Source organism: Streptomyces sp. NPDC056987 (genome assembly GCF_042673865.1).
Taxonomy (GTDB): domain Bacteria; phylum Actinomycetota; class Actinomycetes; order Streptomycetales; family Streptomycetaceae; genus Streptomyces.
The window spans coordinates 293,694-309,765 of the sequence record NZ_JBHURV010000004.1 but is presented as its reverse complement, the minus strand read 5'-3'; the positions used below and the strand labels follow the sequence as shown (position 1 = coordinate 309,765).

Annotated in this window: 14 protein-coding genes; 8 read left to right on the top strand and 6 right to left on the bottom strand. The window is 73.3% G+C overall.

Annotation, left to right across the window (positions count from 1 at the left end; genetic code table 11):
* The first annotated feature begins 4 nt into the window (after positions 1–4).
* The 5 genes from ACFTZC_RS07425 to ACFTZC_RS07405 all read left to right on the top strand — a co-directional run bounded on the left by ACFTZC_RS07425 (position 5) and on the right by ACFTZC_RS07405 (position 5,577).
* Entirely contained in the window at positions 5–1,978 is a 1,974-nt protein-coding gene (locus tag ACFTZC_RS07425; RefSeq protein WP_382887709.1) for a WD40 repeat domain-containing protein, read from the top strand.
* On the top strand, positions 1,975–2,670 hold the full coding sequence (gene ribA / locus ACFTZC_RS07420) for a GTP cyclohydrolase II (RefSeq protein ID WP_382887708.1): 696 nt from the start codon (positions 1,975–1,977) through the stop codon (positions 2,668–2,670). Before ACFTZC_RS07425 ends, ribA begins: the two co-directional genes overlap by 4 nt.
* Positions 2,667–3,707 carry a formylglycine-generating enzyme family protein gene (locus ACFTZC_RS07415; protein ID WP_382887706.1) on the top strand — a complete coding sequence of 347 codons (1,041 nt, stop codon included), beginning with the start codon at positions 2,667–2,669 and terminating at the stop codon, positions 3,705–3,707. Before ribA ends, ACFTZC_RS07415 begins: the two co-directional genes overlap by 4 nt.
* Positions 3,708–3,790: 83 nt before the next feature.
* The gene (locus tag ACFTZC_RS07410; protein ID WP_382887704.1) at positions 3,791–4,648 is read left to right on the top strand and encodes a flavin reductase family protein; all 858 of its coding nucleotides are present in this window, start codon (positions 3,791–3,793) and stop codon (positions 4,646–4,648) included.
* Entirely contained in the window at positions 4,645–5,577 is a 933-nt protein-coding gene (locus ACFTZC_RS07405) for a carbon-nitrogen hydrolase family protein (protein ID WP_382887702.1), read from the top strand. Before ACFTZC_RS07410 ends, ACFTZC_RS07405 begins: the two co-directional genes overlap by 4 nt.
* Positions 5,578–5,584: 7 nt before the next feature.
* On the opposite strand, the gene ACFTZC_RS07400 is transcribed toward ACFTZC_RS07405, so the two are convergent.
* The gene (locus ACFTZC_RS07400; RefSeq protein WP_382887796.1) at positions 5,585–6,430 is read right to left on the bottom strand and encodes a response regulator transcription factor; all 846 of its coding nucleotides are present in this window, start codon (positions 6,428–6,430) and stop codon (positions 5,585–5,587) included.
* A gap of 355 nt (positions 6,431–6,785) precedes the next feature.
* On the opposite strand from ACFTZC_RS07400, the gene ACFTZC_RS07395 reads away from it, so the two are divergent.
* From ACFTZC_RS07395 to ACFTZC_RS07385, 3 genes are all read left to right on the top strand, one after another.
* Positions 6,786–7,040: a hypothetical protein gene (locus ACFTZC_RS07395; RefSeq protein ID WP_382887700.1), complete on the top strand. Its 255-nt coding sequence runs from the start codon at positions 6,786–6,788 to the stop codon at positions 7,038–7,040.
* Positions 7,041–7,104: 64 nt separating this feature from the next.
* A complete protein-coding gene (locus ACFTZC_RS07390) occupies positions 7,105–7,539 on the top strand; it encodes a protein phosphatase (RefSeq protein WP_382887794.1) in 435 nt (144 codons plus the stop codon).
* 273 nt (positions 7,540–7,812) lie between these two features.
* The gene (locus ACFTZC_RS07385) at positions 7,813–8,472 is read left to right on the top strand and encodes a DNA-binding response regulator (RefSeq protein ID WP_382887698.1); all 660 of its coding nucleotides are present in this window, start codon (positions 7,813–7,815) and stop codon (positions 8,470–8,472) included.
* A 56-nt stretch (positions 8,473–8,528) separates the two neighbouring features.
* Here the strand turns inward: ACFTZC_RS07385 and ACFTZC_RS07380 are convergent, their stop codons facing one another.
* From ACFTZC_RS07380 to asnB, 5 genes are all read right to left on the bottom strand, one after another.
* Positions 8,529–9,386, bottom strand: a complete 858-nt coding sequence (locus ACFTZC_RS07380) for an ABC transporter permease (protein ID WP_382887697.1) — start codon at positions 9,384–9,386, stop codon at positions 8,529–8,531.
* Positions 9,383–12,013: an alpha/beta fold hydrolase gene (locus tag ACFTZC_RS07375; RefSeq protein ID WP_382887695.1), complete on the bottom strand. Its 2,631-nt coding sequence runs from the start codon at positions 12,011–12,013 to the stop codon at positions 9,383–9,385. The genes ACFTZC_RS07380 and ACFTZC_RS07375 overlap by 4 nt, the downstream gene beginning before the upstream one ends.
* Positions 12,014–12,178: 165 nt before the next feature.
* Positions 12,179–12,901, bottom strand: coding sequence for a dihydroxyacetone kinase subunit DhaL (dhaL, locus tag ACFTZC_RS07370; protein ID WP_382887693.1), 723 nt, complete (start codon positions 12,899–12,901; stop codon positions 12,179–12,181).
* Positions 12,902–12,990: 89 nt separating this feature from the next.
* Positions 12,991–14,052, bottom strand: coding sequence for a dihydroxyacetone kinase subunit DhaK (locus tag ACFTZC_RS07365; protein ID WP_382887691.1), 1,062 nt, complete (start codon positions 14,050–14,052; stop codon positions 12,991–12,993).
* An 81-nt stretch (positions 14,053–14,133) separates the two neighbouring features.
* The gene (gene asnB, locus ACFTZC_RS07360; RefSeq protein WP_382887689.1) at positions 14,134–15,975 is read right to left on the bottom strand and encodes an asparagine synthase (glutamine-hydrolyzing); all 1,842 of its coding nucleotides are present in this window, start codon (positions 15,973–15,975) and stop codon (positions 14,134–14,136) included.
* Positions 15,976–16,072 lie beyond the last annotated feature (97 nt).

Genomic DNA, 16,072 nt, shown 5'->3' with positions numbered 1-16,072 from the left:
CCCCATGCGCACGATCGATCTGAAGCCCGACCCGCTGGGCCACGCCGCCCCGATCACCCATGTCGCCTTCCGGCCGGACGGCAAGCGCCTCGCGAGCTGCTCGTACGACGGAACCGTGCTGGTCTGGGACACCAGCGAGCCGGCGAGCCCCGTCCCGCTGACGCGGCTGCGCCACCGCCGCCTCGTCAACGCCGCCGCGTGGAGTCCCACCGCGCCCACCCTGCTGGCGACGGCGTCCGCCGACAAGACCGTCGGGGTGTGGCGGATCCCCGAGCACGGGCGGCACCGCCTCGTCACGGTCCTCGCCCGGCACACCGACGACATCAACTCGGTGGCGTGGATGCCGGACGGACGGCGCCTCATCTGCGTGTCGGAGGACGGCCGCGCGACCATGTGGGACACGCCGACCGGCGCCCTCCTCGCCGAGATCGGCGCCCACTCGGCCCACTGCATGATGGTCTCGGTGAGCTGCGAGGGGCTGGTGGCCACCGTCGGCGAGGACGGCATGGTCGCGGTCGGCGACCCCGGCCGCCCGGCCACCGCGGAGATGCGGCACTACGCGTCGTCCGTCGAGGGGTGCGCCTGGTCGCACTCGGGGAAGCTGCTGGCCGTCGCCCGGGACGACGGGATCGTCAATCTGCTGACGCCGGAGCTGGACTGTCTGCGCACGATCAACGTCTCCACCTCCGCGGCGCGCTCCGTCGCCTGGGCGGACGACGACAACTCGATCGTCGTGGGCGCGTACGACGGCTCCCTGCACCACATCGGCATCAGCGGCGAACCGATCGGCCGGACGCACGACGCGCGCCTGTGGCCGCGCTCGGTGGCCGCGGCCCACGGGCTGATCGCCGCGGGCAGCTTCTGGAACGCGCCTCACCTGCTGGACTTCGCGACCGGGGCCGAACTCTCCGCCCCGCGGCGGCCCGGCCACGGCGTCAACGCGCTCGCGGTCCTCAGCGACCGGCGCCTCGCCGACCGGATCCCCGGCAGGCGGCTCCTCGCCGGGTGCGACTCGGGGAGCGTCCTCATCCTGGACGCGGACGTGGACGCGGACGTGGACGCTCCCTCCGGCGCCCGGCTGCTGCCCGTGTCGGACAGCCCGGTCCTGTCGCTCGCCGCGGGCCGGGACGGCGTCTTCTACGCCGGTACGTACGGGGGCCAGGTCGTACGCCGTTCCGTACGCCCCGACGGCGGTGAGCCGACCGTCAGCGCGCCGCTCGGCGCGCCCGTGCCCTCGCTCGCCCTCGTCGGGGACCGGCTCGTCGCCGGTACGTACAACGGCGAACTGATCGCCCTCGACCCGGAGACCCTCGCCGAGGTGGAGCGGGGCGCGCCGCACGCGGGGTCGGTGAAGTCGCTGTCCGCGTTCGACGGCGGTTTCCTGTCGGCGGCCACGGACCGTACGGTCGCGGCCGGGCCCCTGGACGACCGGGCCACGCTCTGGCAGCACGGGAACCTGGTCAACGCGGTGGCCGGGCTGGGCGACCGGGTGGTCGCGTCCGCGTCCCGGGACCACACGGTGAAGGTCGGCCTCCTGGCGCCCCCGGGCACGGGTGGCCGGCGGGTCGCGAACGTGCAGACCCTGCTCGGACCCGATGAGTCCGTCAAGTGCGTGGGCCTGCTCGGCGATCCCGACGCGCCGGTCGTTCTCGCCGGTTCGTACGACTTCGGCCTCTACGCCTGGGAGGTCGACTGGCGGGACAGTGTCGGCACGCTCGCCTCGGGCCGCCTCGTCAGCACGTTCCGGCAGGGCCTCTCCTGCATGATCCCGTGGGACACGGACCGGATGGTGGTCGCGGGCTGGGACGGGCGGCTGCTGCTGGTGGGACGGGAGCGGCGGAACGCTCCCGTACGTGAGCTGCGGTCGTGGCAGGTCGACGACGTGATCGAGCGGGCCGGGGCGGCCGACCGGGCCGCGGGCGACGGGCAGGTCGACGAGCAGGTCGACGCCCTGGAGTACGGGCAGGTGGCGAGTTGAGTACGGCGAGCGGCACCCGGGTACGGGCACGCGTCCCGGTCACCCTCGGCCGGGTCCGTGGCCTGCGCGCCGAACTCGTCACCTTCCAGGGCCTGCCGGACGCCGGGGAGCACCTGGCCTGTTTCGTACCGCCACGCGACGGGAGCGTCCCGCTGGTACGGCTGCACAGCGAATGCCTCACCGGGGACGTCCTCGGCTCCACGCGCTGCGACTGCGGCCCCCAGCTCGACGAGGCGCTGGGCCTGCTCGCCGACCACGGCGGTGCCGTGCTCTACCTCCGTCAGGAGGGGCGCGGGATCGGCCTCTACAACAAGCTGGACGCCTATCTGCTCCAAGATGCGCGCACCGACACCTACCAGGCCAACCGGCTCCTCGGCCGCGGCGCCGACGAGCGCGACTACGGGGTGGCCGCCGGGATGCTGCGGGCGCTGGGCCTGCGCCGGATCCGGTTGCTGACCAACAATCCGGACAAGGTGCGGCAGTTGCGGGACCACGGCATCGACGTCACCGCCGCGGTACCGACCGGCCTGCACCTCACCGACGACAACGCGGCCTACCTCACGGCGAAGGCGCGCACCGCCGGCCACACGCTGGCGCTCGGCGCCGGTACGGGATCGGGTGCGGGCGCCGGGGACGGCTCGTGCGCAGACGGGGTACGGAACAGCACGGCGCAAGGCGGGGTACGGGCATGACCACAGCGGACACCGCCACGCCTCGCACTTCTGCCTCGCCGCACTTCGCCCACCACGCCGCCCTGGCCGACCCGCGCCTGCTGCACCCCGGCCCGGACGCCGTCGACCGGCTGCGCGCCCTCGCCCCCGCCGGACTGGCCGCCGCCGTCGAGGACCCGGCCGAGCCGCTCGCGGTGCGCCTCGCCGCCGGCGGGCTGCTCGCGCTGCTCGGCGACCCCCGTGTCCGTACGGGCGCGACGCCCGCCACCCGCGCCGTGCCGGGCGGCACCGTGCATGTCGGGCTGCCGCCACGGGCCGTCCGGGCGGTGGTGGACAGATGGGCGCACGTGGGCGTCGAGAGGGCGTGGATCGAGAAGGAGACGCCCGTGGAGCAGGTCGTCGTGGCCGACTACTGGATCTGCTCCTATCCCGTCACCAACGCGGAGTACCGGCACTTCCTGGCGGACACGGGCCGTCCCGACCGGCCGACCACCTGGTACCTGGGCGCCTATCCGTACGACCGGGCCAACCACCCCGTCGCCGGTGTGCGCCCCGAGGACGCCGACGCGTACGCGGCCTGGCTGTCGGAGCGCACGGGCCATCCCTGGCGCCTGCCCGGCGAGCCCGAGTGGGAGTACGCGGCGAAGGGACCGCAGGGGCTTGAGTTCCCGTGGGGCGACACGTTCGACCCGGACGCCGCCAACACCCGGGAGACCGGCGTCCACACCACGACCCCCGTGGGCGCCTTCCCGGCCGGCCGGTCGCCGTTCGGCGTGTTCGACATGGGCGGGAACGTCGAGGAGTTCGTCGCGGACGATTACCGGCCCTACCGGGGCGGCTCGTTCGTCGCGGACGACCTCACCGGTACGGACGGGTCCGCCGTTATGGACGGGTCCGCCGTTACGGAGGAGGCTCCCGCGGCGTACCGGGTCGCCCGGGGAGGCAGTTTCTCGCGCTTCGGCGATCTCGCGCGGACCCGGCGCCGGCACGGCGCGTTCCCCAGCCCGCTCTACCCGGTCGGCTTCCGGCTCGCCACCGGCACCCGCCCGTCGTCATGACCATCGGCACGCACCGGACCGATGGACCGATGGAGCGACCTATGGATGTACCGATGGACCGACGTGAGGACTCCCGCAATCCCATGACGCCTGCCATTCCCGCCATTCCCGACCAGTTGTGGAAAAAACTGACCAGCACCGTGGGCCTGGTCTCCGTACGGCACGGCTCGGCCACGAACGTGATGTCGGCGGAGTGGTCCTACTTCGTCAACAAGGCTCCCCTGTACGCGGCTGTCGTGCTCGGCCCCCGTTCGGCCACCGGGGCGCTGATCGCCGCCGCCGGCGAGTTCTCGCTGACGCTCTGCGCCGAGGACCAGGCGGAACTGGCCGACTTCGCGGGGAGTTTCTCCGTGGCCGACATCGACAAGACCGGCAGCGAGCTGATCACGTTCGGCGAGCCGTCCGCGACCGGTACGCCGTGGGTCACCGGGGGTGTGGTCGCGGTCGAGTGCGTGCTCCGCCAGACGGTCCGCTTTCCCGTGCACACGCTGTACGCGGGTGAGGTCGTGGCCGCGCACCTGCCCACGAACGCGCCGCGCGACGCGGGCGGGCCGGGCGGGACGCCTCGGCCGCTGGTCAAGCACGGGGCGATGCACACGCTCGGCGATCCCGTACGGCGTACCGCTGCCGTCGCCACCGCGCAGTTGCTGCCCGACGGGCTGCTGCGCATCGCCGCCACCGGACCGCCCGCCACCGGCCGCTCCGCCGGGGAGGCCCGGTGGCGGGTGACGCTGCTGACCGCCGACGGCGGGAGCGTACCGCTGGGCGAGCATCCCCCGGCCGCGTACGGCGACTTCCTCGTCGACCTGCCGGTGCCGGTCTCGCACCGGCTGCCGGCGGAGCGGCTGCGGGGCTGCCGCGTGCTGGTCGAACGCGACGGTGCCAAGGCCGGATACGCCGACATCACCGGGGTGCCGACATCACCCGGAGCCCCCGTATGAGCACACCTCCGCCGCCCGTGCCGCCCCCGGCCCCAGCCCTGGCCCCGGCCCTGCCCGCCGCGCCGCTCCGGGTGGCGGTGGCGCAGACCGAGGCGGTCTCCGGCGATGTGGCCGCCAACGCCCGCCGCGCCGCCGCCCTGACGGTGCGCGCCGCCGACCGGGGTGCCCGGGTGGTCGTCCTGCCCGAGCTGCACCTCTGCGGGTACGACCTGCCCGCGCTCGCCGCCGCGCCCGACCGGTACGCGGTGCGCGCGGACCCCGGCCGTACGGTCGCCGACCCCCGTCTCGACCCGCTCGCCGAGGCCGCCGCCGCCCACTCGGTGACCGTACTGACCGGCGCGGCGGTGCGCGGCGCGGACGGCGCGCTGACCAACTCGGTGGTGGCGTGCGGCCCTTCCGGCGCTCCTGCCGTCGCCTACGACAAGCAGCACCTCTGGCACGCCGACGAACGCGCCCTCTTCTCCGCCGGTGACCGGGGCGCGTCCCTCACCGTCGACGGCTGGCGGCTGGGGCTCGGGGTCTGTTACGACATGTCCTTCCCCGAGCACGGGCGCGCCGCCGCCCTGGCCGGGGCCCATGCCTATCTCTGCCCCAGTGCCTTCGCGGCCGGCAACGAGTACCGGGCGGCCGTCTACCTCGCCGCCCGCGCGCTGGAGAACACGGTGTACGCGGTGTTCGGCAATCCGGTGGGCGGCCCGCCGCACCGCCCCTGCGGCGGCGGTACGGCCGTCCACGGGCCCGGCGGCCGGGAGGTCGCCCGCGCCGCGACGGCGGGCGAGGAGACGGTGCTGGCCGATCTCGACCCGGCGGAACTCGCCGGGGTACGGGGGCTGCTCCACATGCTGGAGGAGTGCCGCGCCTCCGCAAGCGGTGGCGCCGCGAGCCGCGCTTCCACGAGCCGTGGCGCCGACGCGCCGTCGGACGGCTGAGCCGCCCTCAGGACACCTTGTCCGCCCGGGTCTCGTACCCGGGCGCGACCACGAGCCGGAACCCCACGCAGCGGAGCGTCTCGATGCGGCGGGCATCCCCGAGCTTGCGGCGCAGCGCCGCGATGTGCACGTCCAGGGTTTTGGTCGGGCCGTAGAAGTTCGGGTCCCACACGGTCCCGAGGATCTGCTGCCGTGAGCACACGGCGCCCGGGTCCTCGGCGAGGAGGGCGAGCACGTCGAACTCCTTGGGCGCGAGGTTGACGGGCCGGCCCGCCACATGGACCTGGCGGGTCCGCCGGTCGATCCGGAGGTCGCCGACGATCTGCGGCGCGGCACGGGACGCCCCGCGCATGCCGGGCGTCTCGGGCATCGCCGTGACGAGCGCGGGCCGCGCGACGGCACCGCCGGAGGCGGAGGCGGCGACACCGGCCGGCACCGCGTGACCGGCGGAGACGGCCGTGGGGATCGCGGCGGGGATCGCGTGGCGCGCGGGCGCCGCGGCCATCCGGGAGCGCCGGGTCACCGCCCTGATCCGGGCCACCAGTTCGCGCAGGCTGAACGGTTTCGCCAGATAGTCGTCCGCGCCGAGTTCGAGCCCGACCACCCGGTCCGCCTCCGTGCCCCGGGCCGTGAGCATGATGATCGGCACATCGGAGTCCTGCCTCAGTTCACGGCACACGTCGATGCCGTCCATGTCGGGCAGCCCCAGATCGAGCAGGACCATGTCACCACGCGGGGCGTCCAGAGCCGCGTCGCCGGTGCAGACCCAGTGCACCGTAAATCCGTACCGCGCCAACCCGTCCACCAGTGGTTCGGCGATCGAGACATCGTCCTCGACGAGCAGCACCTGCATGCGTGACCCCACCTTTCCTCCGTGCCGTCGCGCAACAGCCGTCGAATGTGGACGACACCTTCCCCCTGGATACGTACGGAGAAGGCCGGGCGTTCAACCGTTTCCCCTGCGGAGAAACCCTTACGGGGAACCCTTCTTCGTCTGCCGGCGGGCGCCCCGGTCACGGCGGTGAGCTGGCGCCGCCAGAGGTCCGCCTCGCTCCACACGTTGTCCCGCCCGCTCATCCCCGGCCGACCACCGGCGGTACGGGCGCCGCTTCTACCGCCCGGCGGGCGACGAGCAGGTCGAGTGGACCTTCCCGTTCGCCTACCGCGACGCCTGCTTCGACCGCGTCCTGCCCGAAACCCTCGCCCTGATGCGGCTGCCGGACGCCACCGGCGAGCTGCTGGGCCGCGTACCGGGTACCGCCGGACCGGAGTTGACGATTCCCACGCCCTTCCTCCGGGCCGTGAAGGACTTCGTACCGTCGTTGACGAAACTCGCCGCCCTGAAGAGCTCCCGCGCCGACTCCCTGGAGGACGAGGCGGCACCGGTGACCGGCACCCCGATCGCGGCACTCGCCGGAATCCAGTACGCCACGCTGCCGGCCGCCGCCGACCACGTCGCCTGAGGAACCGCTCCCCTCCGCCACCGGGACACCTGGACACCACGGGTCTACCCTGGCCCGCGTGACGATGACACCGCACAAACCGTGGGACACAACAACACCCGGAATTCTGCGGCTCCCCTCAGGGAGGCTCATCCGTGGCCGAGGGCTGCGCCACCCGCTGCCCGCGGGCCCGCCGCCGACGTTCGCGCTCTATCTGCTGGGGCGCAGACCGCCCACCGTGGCCTGGGAGAACCGCTGGCTGCGCTGGCCGGACTTCCGGCTGCCGACCGACCGCGACGCCGCCGCGGAAGCGCTCCGCGAGGCGCTGGACCGCGCCGGTGACGAACGCGTCGAGATCGCCTGCGGTGGCGGCAGGGGGCGGACGGGCACGGCGCTGGCCTGTCTCGCGGTGCTCGACGGGGTACCGCCGGCCGAGGCGGTCGCGTACGTACGGGAGCACTACTCCCGGCACGCGGTCGAGACGCCCTGGCAGCGCCGCTACGTGGCGAAGTTCGGCTGACCGGCGGGGGCCGATCACCGACCCGGCGAAAAGTCGACGCGTTTTGAACCTCTGGCATGGATTCGCCACTCCCTGAACTGCACTTGTCACGGTGCGCAATTGTGTGCGTACATGGAGTGGCGTACGGCTCCGAGGGGATGGCGGGGGTGGTCAGCCGTGTCGGATGTTTCTGGTTCTGTGCTCAACAGGGCGACGCTGTCGGCGGGAGCGATGCGGGACGACCCGGGCGACACACCTCATCCGCCCGGCCGACCGATCCGTGGCGTGCGGGAGGTGACGGCCACCCTGACCGCCCTGGTCCGCTCGGCCCGTCACGAGCTGCTCGTCTTCGACGATCCCGGGAGCTGCCCCGACCAGTGCATTCCGGAGCACTTCCTGGAATTCGCCGGGGCCTGCGTGCGCGCGGCGGACGATCAGACCTGGCCGGACGAGGGCCCCGGCGGCAGGGGCCGGGGCCGGCCGGCGGTCGGGGTCCGCCGGATCGTTCCCCGGCACGGGCTGGCCGGTCTGCCGTATCTCCTGCCCCGCCACCTCCCCGGCGAGGCGAGGCAGACGGACTCCATCCCGTTCAAGATGGTCCTGGTGGACCGCTCGGTCGCGGCGGTCCCCCTCGATCTCCAACTCCACTACCACGGGCTGCTGCTGATCCGGGATCCGGTGGTCGTCCAGGCGCTGATCCGGACGCATGAGATCTGGTGGGAGACGGGCGAGGAACTGCCGTCGGCGGAACTCCCCGCCCCCGGAGTCCTGCCCGGGCCGCTGCGCCCGGTGCTGGAGGCGCTGGTCGCCGGGCTGACGGACGAGACGGCGGCGACCCGCCTGGGCATGTCCAGCCGGACGTACAGCCGCCGGGTCGGCGACCTGCTGGCCGCCCTCGGCACGACGAGCCGCTTCCGCGCGGGCGCGGAAGCGGCTCGAAGGGGGTGGATCTGACCCGGCGTCCCGACGACACAAGGCCTCTGCAACACGAGGCCTGCGACACAAGGCCGCTACGACACGATGTCCTTACGGGAGAAGGACCGGAAGGCCAGCGCGAAGAGCACCACGGCATACGTGAAGGACACCGCCGCGCCCTTCACCATGCCGCCCCACTCCAACTGCGGCTGGAGCGCGTCCGCCCACGCGAACTGCCAGTGCGCCGGCAGGAACTCGCGCCAGGAGCCGAGCGCGGTGACGGCGTCCAGCACATTGCCGACGATCGTCAGACCGACCGCGCCGCCGACCGCGCCCAGCGGGGCGTCGGTCTTGGTCGACAGCCAGAAGGCGAGCCCCGCCGTGACCAGTTGGGAGACGAAGATGAACGCCACGACCACCGCGAGCCTCGGCAGCGCGTCCGCCGTGGCGAGGGAGCCGCCCGTCGGCAGTTCGAGCGGGCCCCAGCCGTACGCCGCCGTGCCCGCCACCAGCGCGACCAGCGGCAGCAGCACCATCGCCGCCGCGCTCATCCCGAGCGCCACGGCCAGCTTGCTCCACAGCAGGCGCGACCGCGGCACGGGCGCCGCGAGCAGATAGCGCAGCGACGACCAGTTGGCCTCGGAGGCGACCGTGTCCCCGTGGAACAGCGCGACCGGCACGACCAGCAGGAAGCCCGCCGAGACGAAGAGACAGGTCGCCGCGAAGTTGGCGCCGGAGGCGGTCGCGGTGTCCATCAGGGTCACCCGGCCTTCCCGTCCGCCGTCCGGGGTGCCCCCGACCGCGAAGGCCACGATCAGCACGAAGGGCAGGAGCCCCAGGATGAGCCCCATGGCCAGCGTGCGCCGGCGCTTGAGCTGCCGCAGCGCCTCGACCCGCAGGGGCAGCGTGCGCCCGGCCCGGTAGCCGGGGGCCGTTTCGATCAGCGCGCTCATGCGGAGCCTCCCGAGATCAGGGTGAGGAACGCGTCCTCCAGGCGGCGGTGCGGACCGACGCCCGTCAGCGGGACGTCCAGCCGGACCAGTTCGGTGACCAGCGCCTGGGGGGACGCGCCGTCGAGCCGTACGAGCAGCCCGTCGTCCGTGCGGACGGCGGAGCCGACGCCGGCCAGCGCGGCGATCTTGTCGACGACCGGGGCCGGGACCTGTTCGGCGGTGGTGACGAGCAGGTCGTCGCCCGCGCCGGTGATCTCCGCGACCGGACCGGCCTGGACGAGCTGGCCCCGGTGCATGACCACGAGGTGGGTGCAGGACTGCTCGACCTCGGAGAGGAGATGGCTGGAGACGATGACGGTCCTGCCGCCGGCCGCGTACCGGATCATCACATCGCGCATCTCGCGGATCTGGGGCGGGTCGAGCCCGTTGGTCGGCTCGTCGAGGATCAGCAGGTCCGGCATGCCGAGCATCGCCTGGGCGATGGCGAGCCGCTGCCGCATGCCCTGCGAGTAGGTGCGTACGGCACGGGCGAGCGCGTCCCCGAGCCCGGCGATCTCCAGGGCCTCCTCCATGTGGGAGTCCTCGGCGGGCCGGCCGGTGGCCCGCCAGTACAGCTCCAGGTTCTCGCGTCCCGACAGGTGCGGCAGGAAGCCCGCGCCCTCGACGAACGAGCCGACCCGGGAGAGCACCTGGGCGCCCGGCCGGATCGCGTGCCCGAAGACCCGGATCTCCCCGGCGTCCGGGGTGATCAGCCCCATCAGCATGCGCAGCGTGGTGGTCTTGCCGGCGCCGTTCGGCCCGAGCAGACCGAGGACCTGGCCCTTCTCGACCCGGAAGGAGAGGTCCCGGACCGCGTACCGGTCACTGGACTTGGCGTACCGCTTCGACAGGTCGGTGATCTGGAGCGGCACCTCGGCGAGCGCCGCGTCCGGCTCCGGCGCGCTGGTGCGGCGGCGGGCCGTGAGCAGCAGCGCGCCCGCGATCAGTACGCCGATGACCGGCAGCCCCCAGGTCCACCACGGCAGCGCGGTGGAGCCGGCGGTGAGTTCCGGCACGGTCGGCACGGTCAGCGGGCCGTTCACGGCGATCTTGTACGTGGCGGGCGTGGCCGGTGAGGCGTAGCCGAGGTCGGTGGCGGCGACCACGACCCGCAGCCGGTGCCCGGGGACGACCCGGTGGTCCACGGCGGGCAGCTTCAGCTCGACCGTCCGGCCCTCGGCGACGTCCTCGACCCGTACGGGCGCGACAAGTTGGGAGGGCAGCACCTGGCTGGTGCCGTCGGGGCCCACGTCGTACACCTTGGCGAAGAGGACGGCCTCACCGGTGGAGGAGGTGACGGTGGCCTTGACGGTCGGCGCCCCGGTGATCCGCAGCGAGTGGTCGAGCGGCGCGGAGTCGAAGCGCGCGTGCTGGCCGGGGAAGTCGAGGGAGAGTCCGACGCCGAACGAGGTGAGCTGGGAGAGTCCGCCCCCCACTCCGGGCACGGCCGAGATGGCGGGCGGGCTGGCGCCGGCCGGGTTGGTGAAGCTCTGCGTGCCGCCGGTCAGCGGGACGGAGGTGGTGTCGTTCGCCAGACCCGGGTAGCGGTCGCTGGACGCGCCGCGCAACTGGGCCCGGCCGTCGGTGGAGTCCACGCCGCCGGTCCGGCTGACGCGGAAGGCGGGCCCGGTGTCGGCGCCCTTGTCGTCCTTGAGATAGCGGTCGAACCAGGCGGAGACCCGGTTCTGGACCCGGGCGCTCTCCGGGTCGCCGCCGTCGTGTCCGCCGGCCAGCCAGTCGACGTCGACGGGGGCGCCGTTGGCGCTGATCCGCTTCGCCATGGCGTCGGCCTGGCCGAGCGGGAAGAGGGAGTCGGTCTGGCCCTGCATGATCAGCGCGGGCACGTCGATCCGGTCCCCGACGGCGGAGGGGCTGCGCTCCTCCAGCAGCTTGCGGGCGGCGTCGTCCGGCTTCCCGGAGACGGCGACCCGCTCGTACATCTCGCACAGCTCCTGCTCGAAGGCGGCGCAGCCGCCACCGGTGGAGAAGAAGATCCCGGCCCAGAGCTTCTTGAGAACGCCGTCGGGGAAGAGGGCGTCGGCGAGGTTCCAGTAGGTGATCTGCGGGGCGATCGCGTCGACGCGCCGGTCGTACCCGGCGGCGAGGAGCGAGATGGCCCCGCCGTACGAGGCGCCGGTCACGCCGACCCGGGGGTCGCCCTTCGCGTCGAGTTCGACCTCGGGGCGTCCGGCGAGCCAGTCGATCATCCGGGAGACGTCCTTGACCTCGTGGTCGGGGTCGTTGAGCCCGATCTCACCGGTGGACTTCCCGAAGCCGCGGGCCGACCAGGTCAGCACCGCGTAGCCGTCGCGCGCCAGCTTCTCGGCCTGGGCGCGTACGTCGTTCTTGCTGCCGCCGAAGCCGTGCCCGACGAGCACGGCCGGTCTGCGGCCGCTGCCGGCGGTGAAGTACGAGGTGTCGATCCGGGCGCCCGGCATGTCCAGCACCTGGTCCTCGCGGTGCACGGCCGGGCCGTCGTCCGAGGCGACGGCGGTCCAGGTGCCGGCTCCGACGAGCACGGCCGCGGCGGCCAGTCCCGCGAGCCAGCGGGCACGCGGCCGGAACCGGCGGGGGGTTCGGGTCTCCATCCTTGAACCCTAAACGGCGGCCGGGGCCTGCCACGCTGACGCCGGTCGGAACCCGTGACCTCCTCGGGTAGTACGCCGGGGCGTCCCCGTACAGCGGACGCGGTATCGCACACCGGCGCGAACGGGGGCGGAACGGGTACCCGGCGAACGGTGAACCCGGGGTGGTCAGGCGTCGGGGAGCTGGTCCAGGGTGGTGAGCTGGGCCGACGCCGAGGCGAAGAGCAGGGCCACGGCCAGGGCTCCGGGGTCCGGGACGCCCCGGGAGTGGTCGCCCGTGTAGCTGGCGCGGCCGCGGCGGGCGCGCAGGCCGCTGGTGGCGCGGGCGCCGCGGTGCGCGGCCACCGCCGCGTGGTGGAGCGCGCCGACGGGGTCGCCGCCCGTGGGATCGGCCAGGAGTGTCCCGGCGAGCGCCTCGGCCGCGGGGACCAGCGCGTCGACCATCGTCTTGTCCCCCACCTCCGCCTCGCCGACGCGCTGGACGGCGGCCGCTCCCGCGGCCGTGCCCGCCGCGAGTTCCGCCGTACCGGGGGCGCCGTCGGCGGCGGCGACCGCGGCGGCCAGTTCCTGGAAGAGCAGGCCGAACAGCGGGCCGCTCGTGCCGCCGACATGGTCGAGGAAGACCTGGGCGGCGGTGGCGAGCGGCGCCGCCGGGGTGCGGGGCCCGCTCGTCGGCGCGTCGAGCGCGTCCCGTACGCCGTTCATGCCGGAGACGAGGTTGGCGCCGAAGTCGCCGTCCCCGGCGCGCTGGTCCAGGGCCGTCAGCTCGCCCTCGACGGCCCGGGCGGCGGCGCCGAAGCGGCGGAGCCAGCCGATGGTGTCCTCGTAGGTGAGGCCCTTGGGGGTGGGGGTGGAGGGGGCTGTGGCGGGAGTCAGGTTCTGGGATGACATCGCGGAGAAGGCTCCTGCTTCTGGTCAGCGGAGGAAAGGTGGAGGACCGAGGGAAAGAAGGAAGGGAAGGGAGAGAAGGAAGGGAGGGGTCAGCGCGGCCAGGAGGCGGTTCTGGCCGGGGCGTCCCAGAGGCGCAGCGTCTCGTCGTCGGTCGCGAGCAGGGAGAGCGAGAAGCCCCGCATGTCCAGCGCGCTGACGAACGTGCCGGTCAGCGAGCGGTCCAGGGTGACCCCGCGGTTCTTCAGCGCACCGCCGAGCGCGTGCCGGACGCCGTACAGCTCCAGCGAGGTGACCCCGCCGAGCCCGTTGACCAGGGCCAGTACGCGGCGGCGGCCGGGCGCCCCGTGCGCGGTGCCGGGCAGTCCGGCATGGGGCAGCGCGGCCAGCAGCCGGTCGGTCATGAGGGCGACGAGTTCGGTGAGCGGCGGGTGCGGGGCGGTTCCGCCGGCCCGTTCGCCGTGGATGCCGACGCCGAACTCCAGGATGTCCCGGGGCAGTTCGAAGGCGGGCGTGCCGGAGCCCGGCGCGGTGTGCGCGGCGGTGGCGACGGCGAGGCTGCGCGTACGGCCGGACAGATCGGCGCCCAGGGCCGCCAGTTCGTCGAGTCCGCGGCCCTCGTCGGCGGCGGCGCCGAGGATCTTCTCGACGATCAGGGTGGCGCCGGTGCCGCGCCGTCCGACGGCGATGTCCGCGGAGTCGGTGGCGAGATCGTCGTCCACGAGGACGCGGGCGCAGCGGATGTCCTCATGGGCGAGGCGTTCGGCGGCGATGCCGAAGTTGATCCGGTCGCCCGTGTAGTTCTTGACGATGTGCAGGACGCCGTCGCTGCCCGCGACCGCGCGGCTGGCCTCGAAGATCTGCCGGTTGTGCGGGGAGGCGAAGATCTGTCCCGGGCATACGGCGTCCAGCAGGCCGGCGCCGAGGAACCCCGTGTGCAGCGGTTCGTGGCCGGAGCCGCCGCCGGAGACCAGTCCGACACGGCGGCCCGCGGCGGCCGAGCCGGCCGTCGTGGGGGTCGGGGTGGCGGTGCGGCGGGTGCGGAAGTAGCCGTGCTCGGGGTGGTGCTCGACCAGGTCGGCGTGGGCGGCGGCGAACCCCTTGAGCGCGTCGGGGACGAGCGACTCCGGGGAGTCGGCGAAGTATCGGGGCATGTGAGGTCCTGAGCTCTCTGGATTAGCTGTATCTCACCTTCTCCATCTTTCTATCGTTATTATCCTTTTTAGTCCGCCATATCAGGTGAGCGTGATCTCCGGGTTGTAGAGATCCAGCCACAGCGCAAGGTCCAGCGTCCGCTCCAGCCCCCGCCGACTCGCCGTGGTGACCTGCGGCGTCTCCCGCTCCGCGGCGCTCCGCACCCGCGCCAGATCGACCAGATCGAAGACCCGGTGCGACGGGTCGGCGAGCAGTTCCTTGGCATGGCCCTGGAGGGCTACGGCGTACTCGGGGTCCTGGGTGGTGGGGTACGGGCTCTTCTCCCGCTCGTACACCGACCTGGGCAGCACATCGGCGGTGGCCTCACGGAGCAGGCTCTTCTCCCGGCCGTCGAAGGACTTCAGCGACCAGGGGGTGTTGTACACGTACTCCACCAGCCGGTGGTCGCAGAACGGCACCCGGACCTCCAGGCCGACCGCCATGCTCGCGCGGTCCTTGCGGTCGAGCAGGACCTGTACGAAGCGCGTCAGGTGGAGGTGGGAGATCTTCCGCATCCGGTACTCGAAGTCGCTCTCGCCGCTGCCGCGTTCGATCCCGGCCACGGCCGTGGCGTAGCTGTCCCGGGTGAACGCCGCCAGCCCGAGCGCCGCGTTCACCTCCGGGCGGAGCACCCCGGCGTCCTCCCCGAAGTGCTCGCCGAAGCGCACCAGCCACGGGAACATGTCGGCCTTCCTGGCCTCCTCGTCGAAGAACTGGCGGTAGCCGCCGAAGACCTCGTCGGCCGACTCGCCGGAGAGCGCGACCGTCGAGTGCTCCCGGATCGCCTTGAAGAGGAGAAAGAGGGAGGAGTCCATGTCGCCGAGCCCCATGGGCAGGTCCCTCGCCCTGATCATCCGGGCCCGGACGGCCGGGTCGGCCAGGGCGAGCGAGTCGAGCACGATGTCCCGGTGCTCGGTGCGCGCGGCGCGTACGACGTCGTGGACGAACGGCGTGTCGGGCGTGGCGCGGAACTCGTCGGCGACGAAGTTCTCCGTACGGCCGAGGAAGTCGACGGAGAAGCTGCGTACGGTCTCGCCGGTCTCACGGAGCCGGCGGGCGGCGATCGCCGTCATGGCGGAGGAGTCGAGTCCGCCGGACAGGAGGGTGCAGCGCGGTACGTCGGCGACGAGCTGGCGGCACACGATGTCGTCGAGGAGTTCCCGTACCCGCGCCACCGACGTGCTCCGGTCGTCGGTGTGCGGGCGGGTCTCCAGGGACCAGTAGACGTGGCGGCGCAGTCCGCTCGCTTCCACGGTCACCAGGGTGCCCGGCTCGACCTCGTACATCCCCTCCCACACGGCGTGACCGGGTGTTCTGACGAAGGCGAAGAGTTCGCGGAGTCCGTCGAGACCGACGCGGGCGCGGGCGAGGGGGTGGGCGAGGATCGCCTTGGGTTCGGAGCCGAAGAGCACGCCGTCGGCGGTCGGGGTGTAGTAGAAGGGCTTGATGCCCATACGGTCGCGGATCATCACCAGCTTCTGCCGCCGGCCGTCCCAGATCGCGAAGGCGTACATGCCGTTGAGGCGTTCGGCGAGCGCCTCGCCCCACTCCAGATAGCCGTGCAGCACGACCTCGGTGTCGGAGTCGGTGGTGAACCGGTGGCCGCGGCCGGTCAGTTCCGCGCGCAGTTCGGTGAAGTTGTACGTCTCGCCCGAGTAGACGAGGGCGATCGTGCCCCGGGGTGTCGTCAGCGTCATCGGCTGCCGCCCGCCGGGCAGGTCGATGACGGCGAGCCGGCGGTGACCGAGCGCCGCGGGGCCGTCGATCCAGGTGCCGCGGTCGTCGGGGCCCCGGCAGGACATCGTCTCCGTCATCGCGTCCAGGGTGTCGGACGCGCCGAGGGAGTCCCGGCCGAAGGAGACCCAGCCGGTGATGCCACACATGTGTGTCCTCCTGCTCCGCGAACCGTGAAAAGCGACTGCGGCCCGTACGGCGAGGAACGCCGTACGGGCCGCAGTCATCCAACGAAGCCGTGCGCCG

What these genes read in the sequence shown, in the direction of transcription:
- ACFTZC_RS07395 (WP_382887700.1), top strand. Translation starts at nt 6,786, where the DNA reads ATGCGGCTGCCGGACGCCACCGGCGAGCTGCTGGGCCGCGTACCGGGT.
- ACFTZC_RS07400 (WP_382887796.1), bottom strand. Translation starts at nt 6,430, where the DNA reads ATGCAGGTGCTGCTCGTCGAGGACGATGTCTCGATCGCCGAACCACTG.
- ACFTZC_RS07375 (WP_382887695.1), bottom strand. Translation starts at nt 12,013, where the DNA reads ATGGAGACCCGAACCCCCCGCCGGTTCCGGCCGCGTGCCCGCTGGCTC.
- ACFTZC_RS07380 (WP_382887697.1), bottom strand. Translation starts at nt 9,386, where the DNA reads ATGAGCGCGCTGATCGAAACGGCCCCCGGCTACCGGGCCGGGCGCACG.
- ACFTZC_RS07405 (WP_382887702.1), top strand. Translation starts at nt 4,645, where the DNA reads ATGAGCACACCTCCGCCGCCCGTGCCGCCCCCGGCCCCAGCCCTGGCC.
- ACFTZC_RS07425 (WP_382887709.1), top strand. Translation starts at nt 5, where the DNA reads ATGCGCACGATCGATCTGAAGCCCGACCCGCTGGGCCACGCCGCCCCG.
- ACFTZC_RS07390 (WP_382887794.1), top strand. Translation starts at nt 7,105, where the DNA reads ATGACACCGCACAAACCGTGGGACACAACAACACCCGGAATTCTGCGG.
- asnB (WP_382887689.1), bottom strand. Translation starts at nt 15,975, where the DNA reads ATGTGTGGCATCACCGGCTGGGTCTCCTTCGGCCGGGACTCCCTCGGC.
- ACFTZC_RS07365 (WP_382887691.1), bottom strand. Translation starts at nt 14,052, where the DNA reads ATGCCCCGATACTTCGCCGACTCCCCGGAGTCGCTCGTCCCCGACGCG.
- ACFTZC_RS07415 (WP_382887706.1), top strand. Translation starts at nt 2,667, where the DNA reads ATGACCACAGCGGACACCGCCACGCCTCGCACTTCTGCCTCGCCGCAC.
- ACFTZC_RS07410 (WP_382887704.1), top strand. Translation starts at nt 3,791, where the DNA reads ATGACGCCTGCCATTCCCGCCATTCCCGACCAGTTGTGGAAAAAACTG.
- dhaL (WP_382887693.1), bottom strand. Translation starts at nt 12,901, where the DNA reads ATGTCATCCCAGAACCTGACTCCCGCCACAGCCCCCTCCACCCCCACC.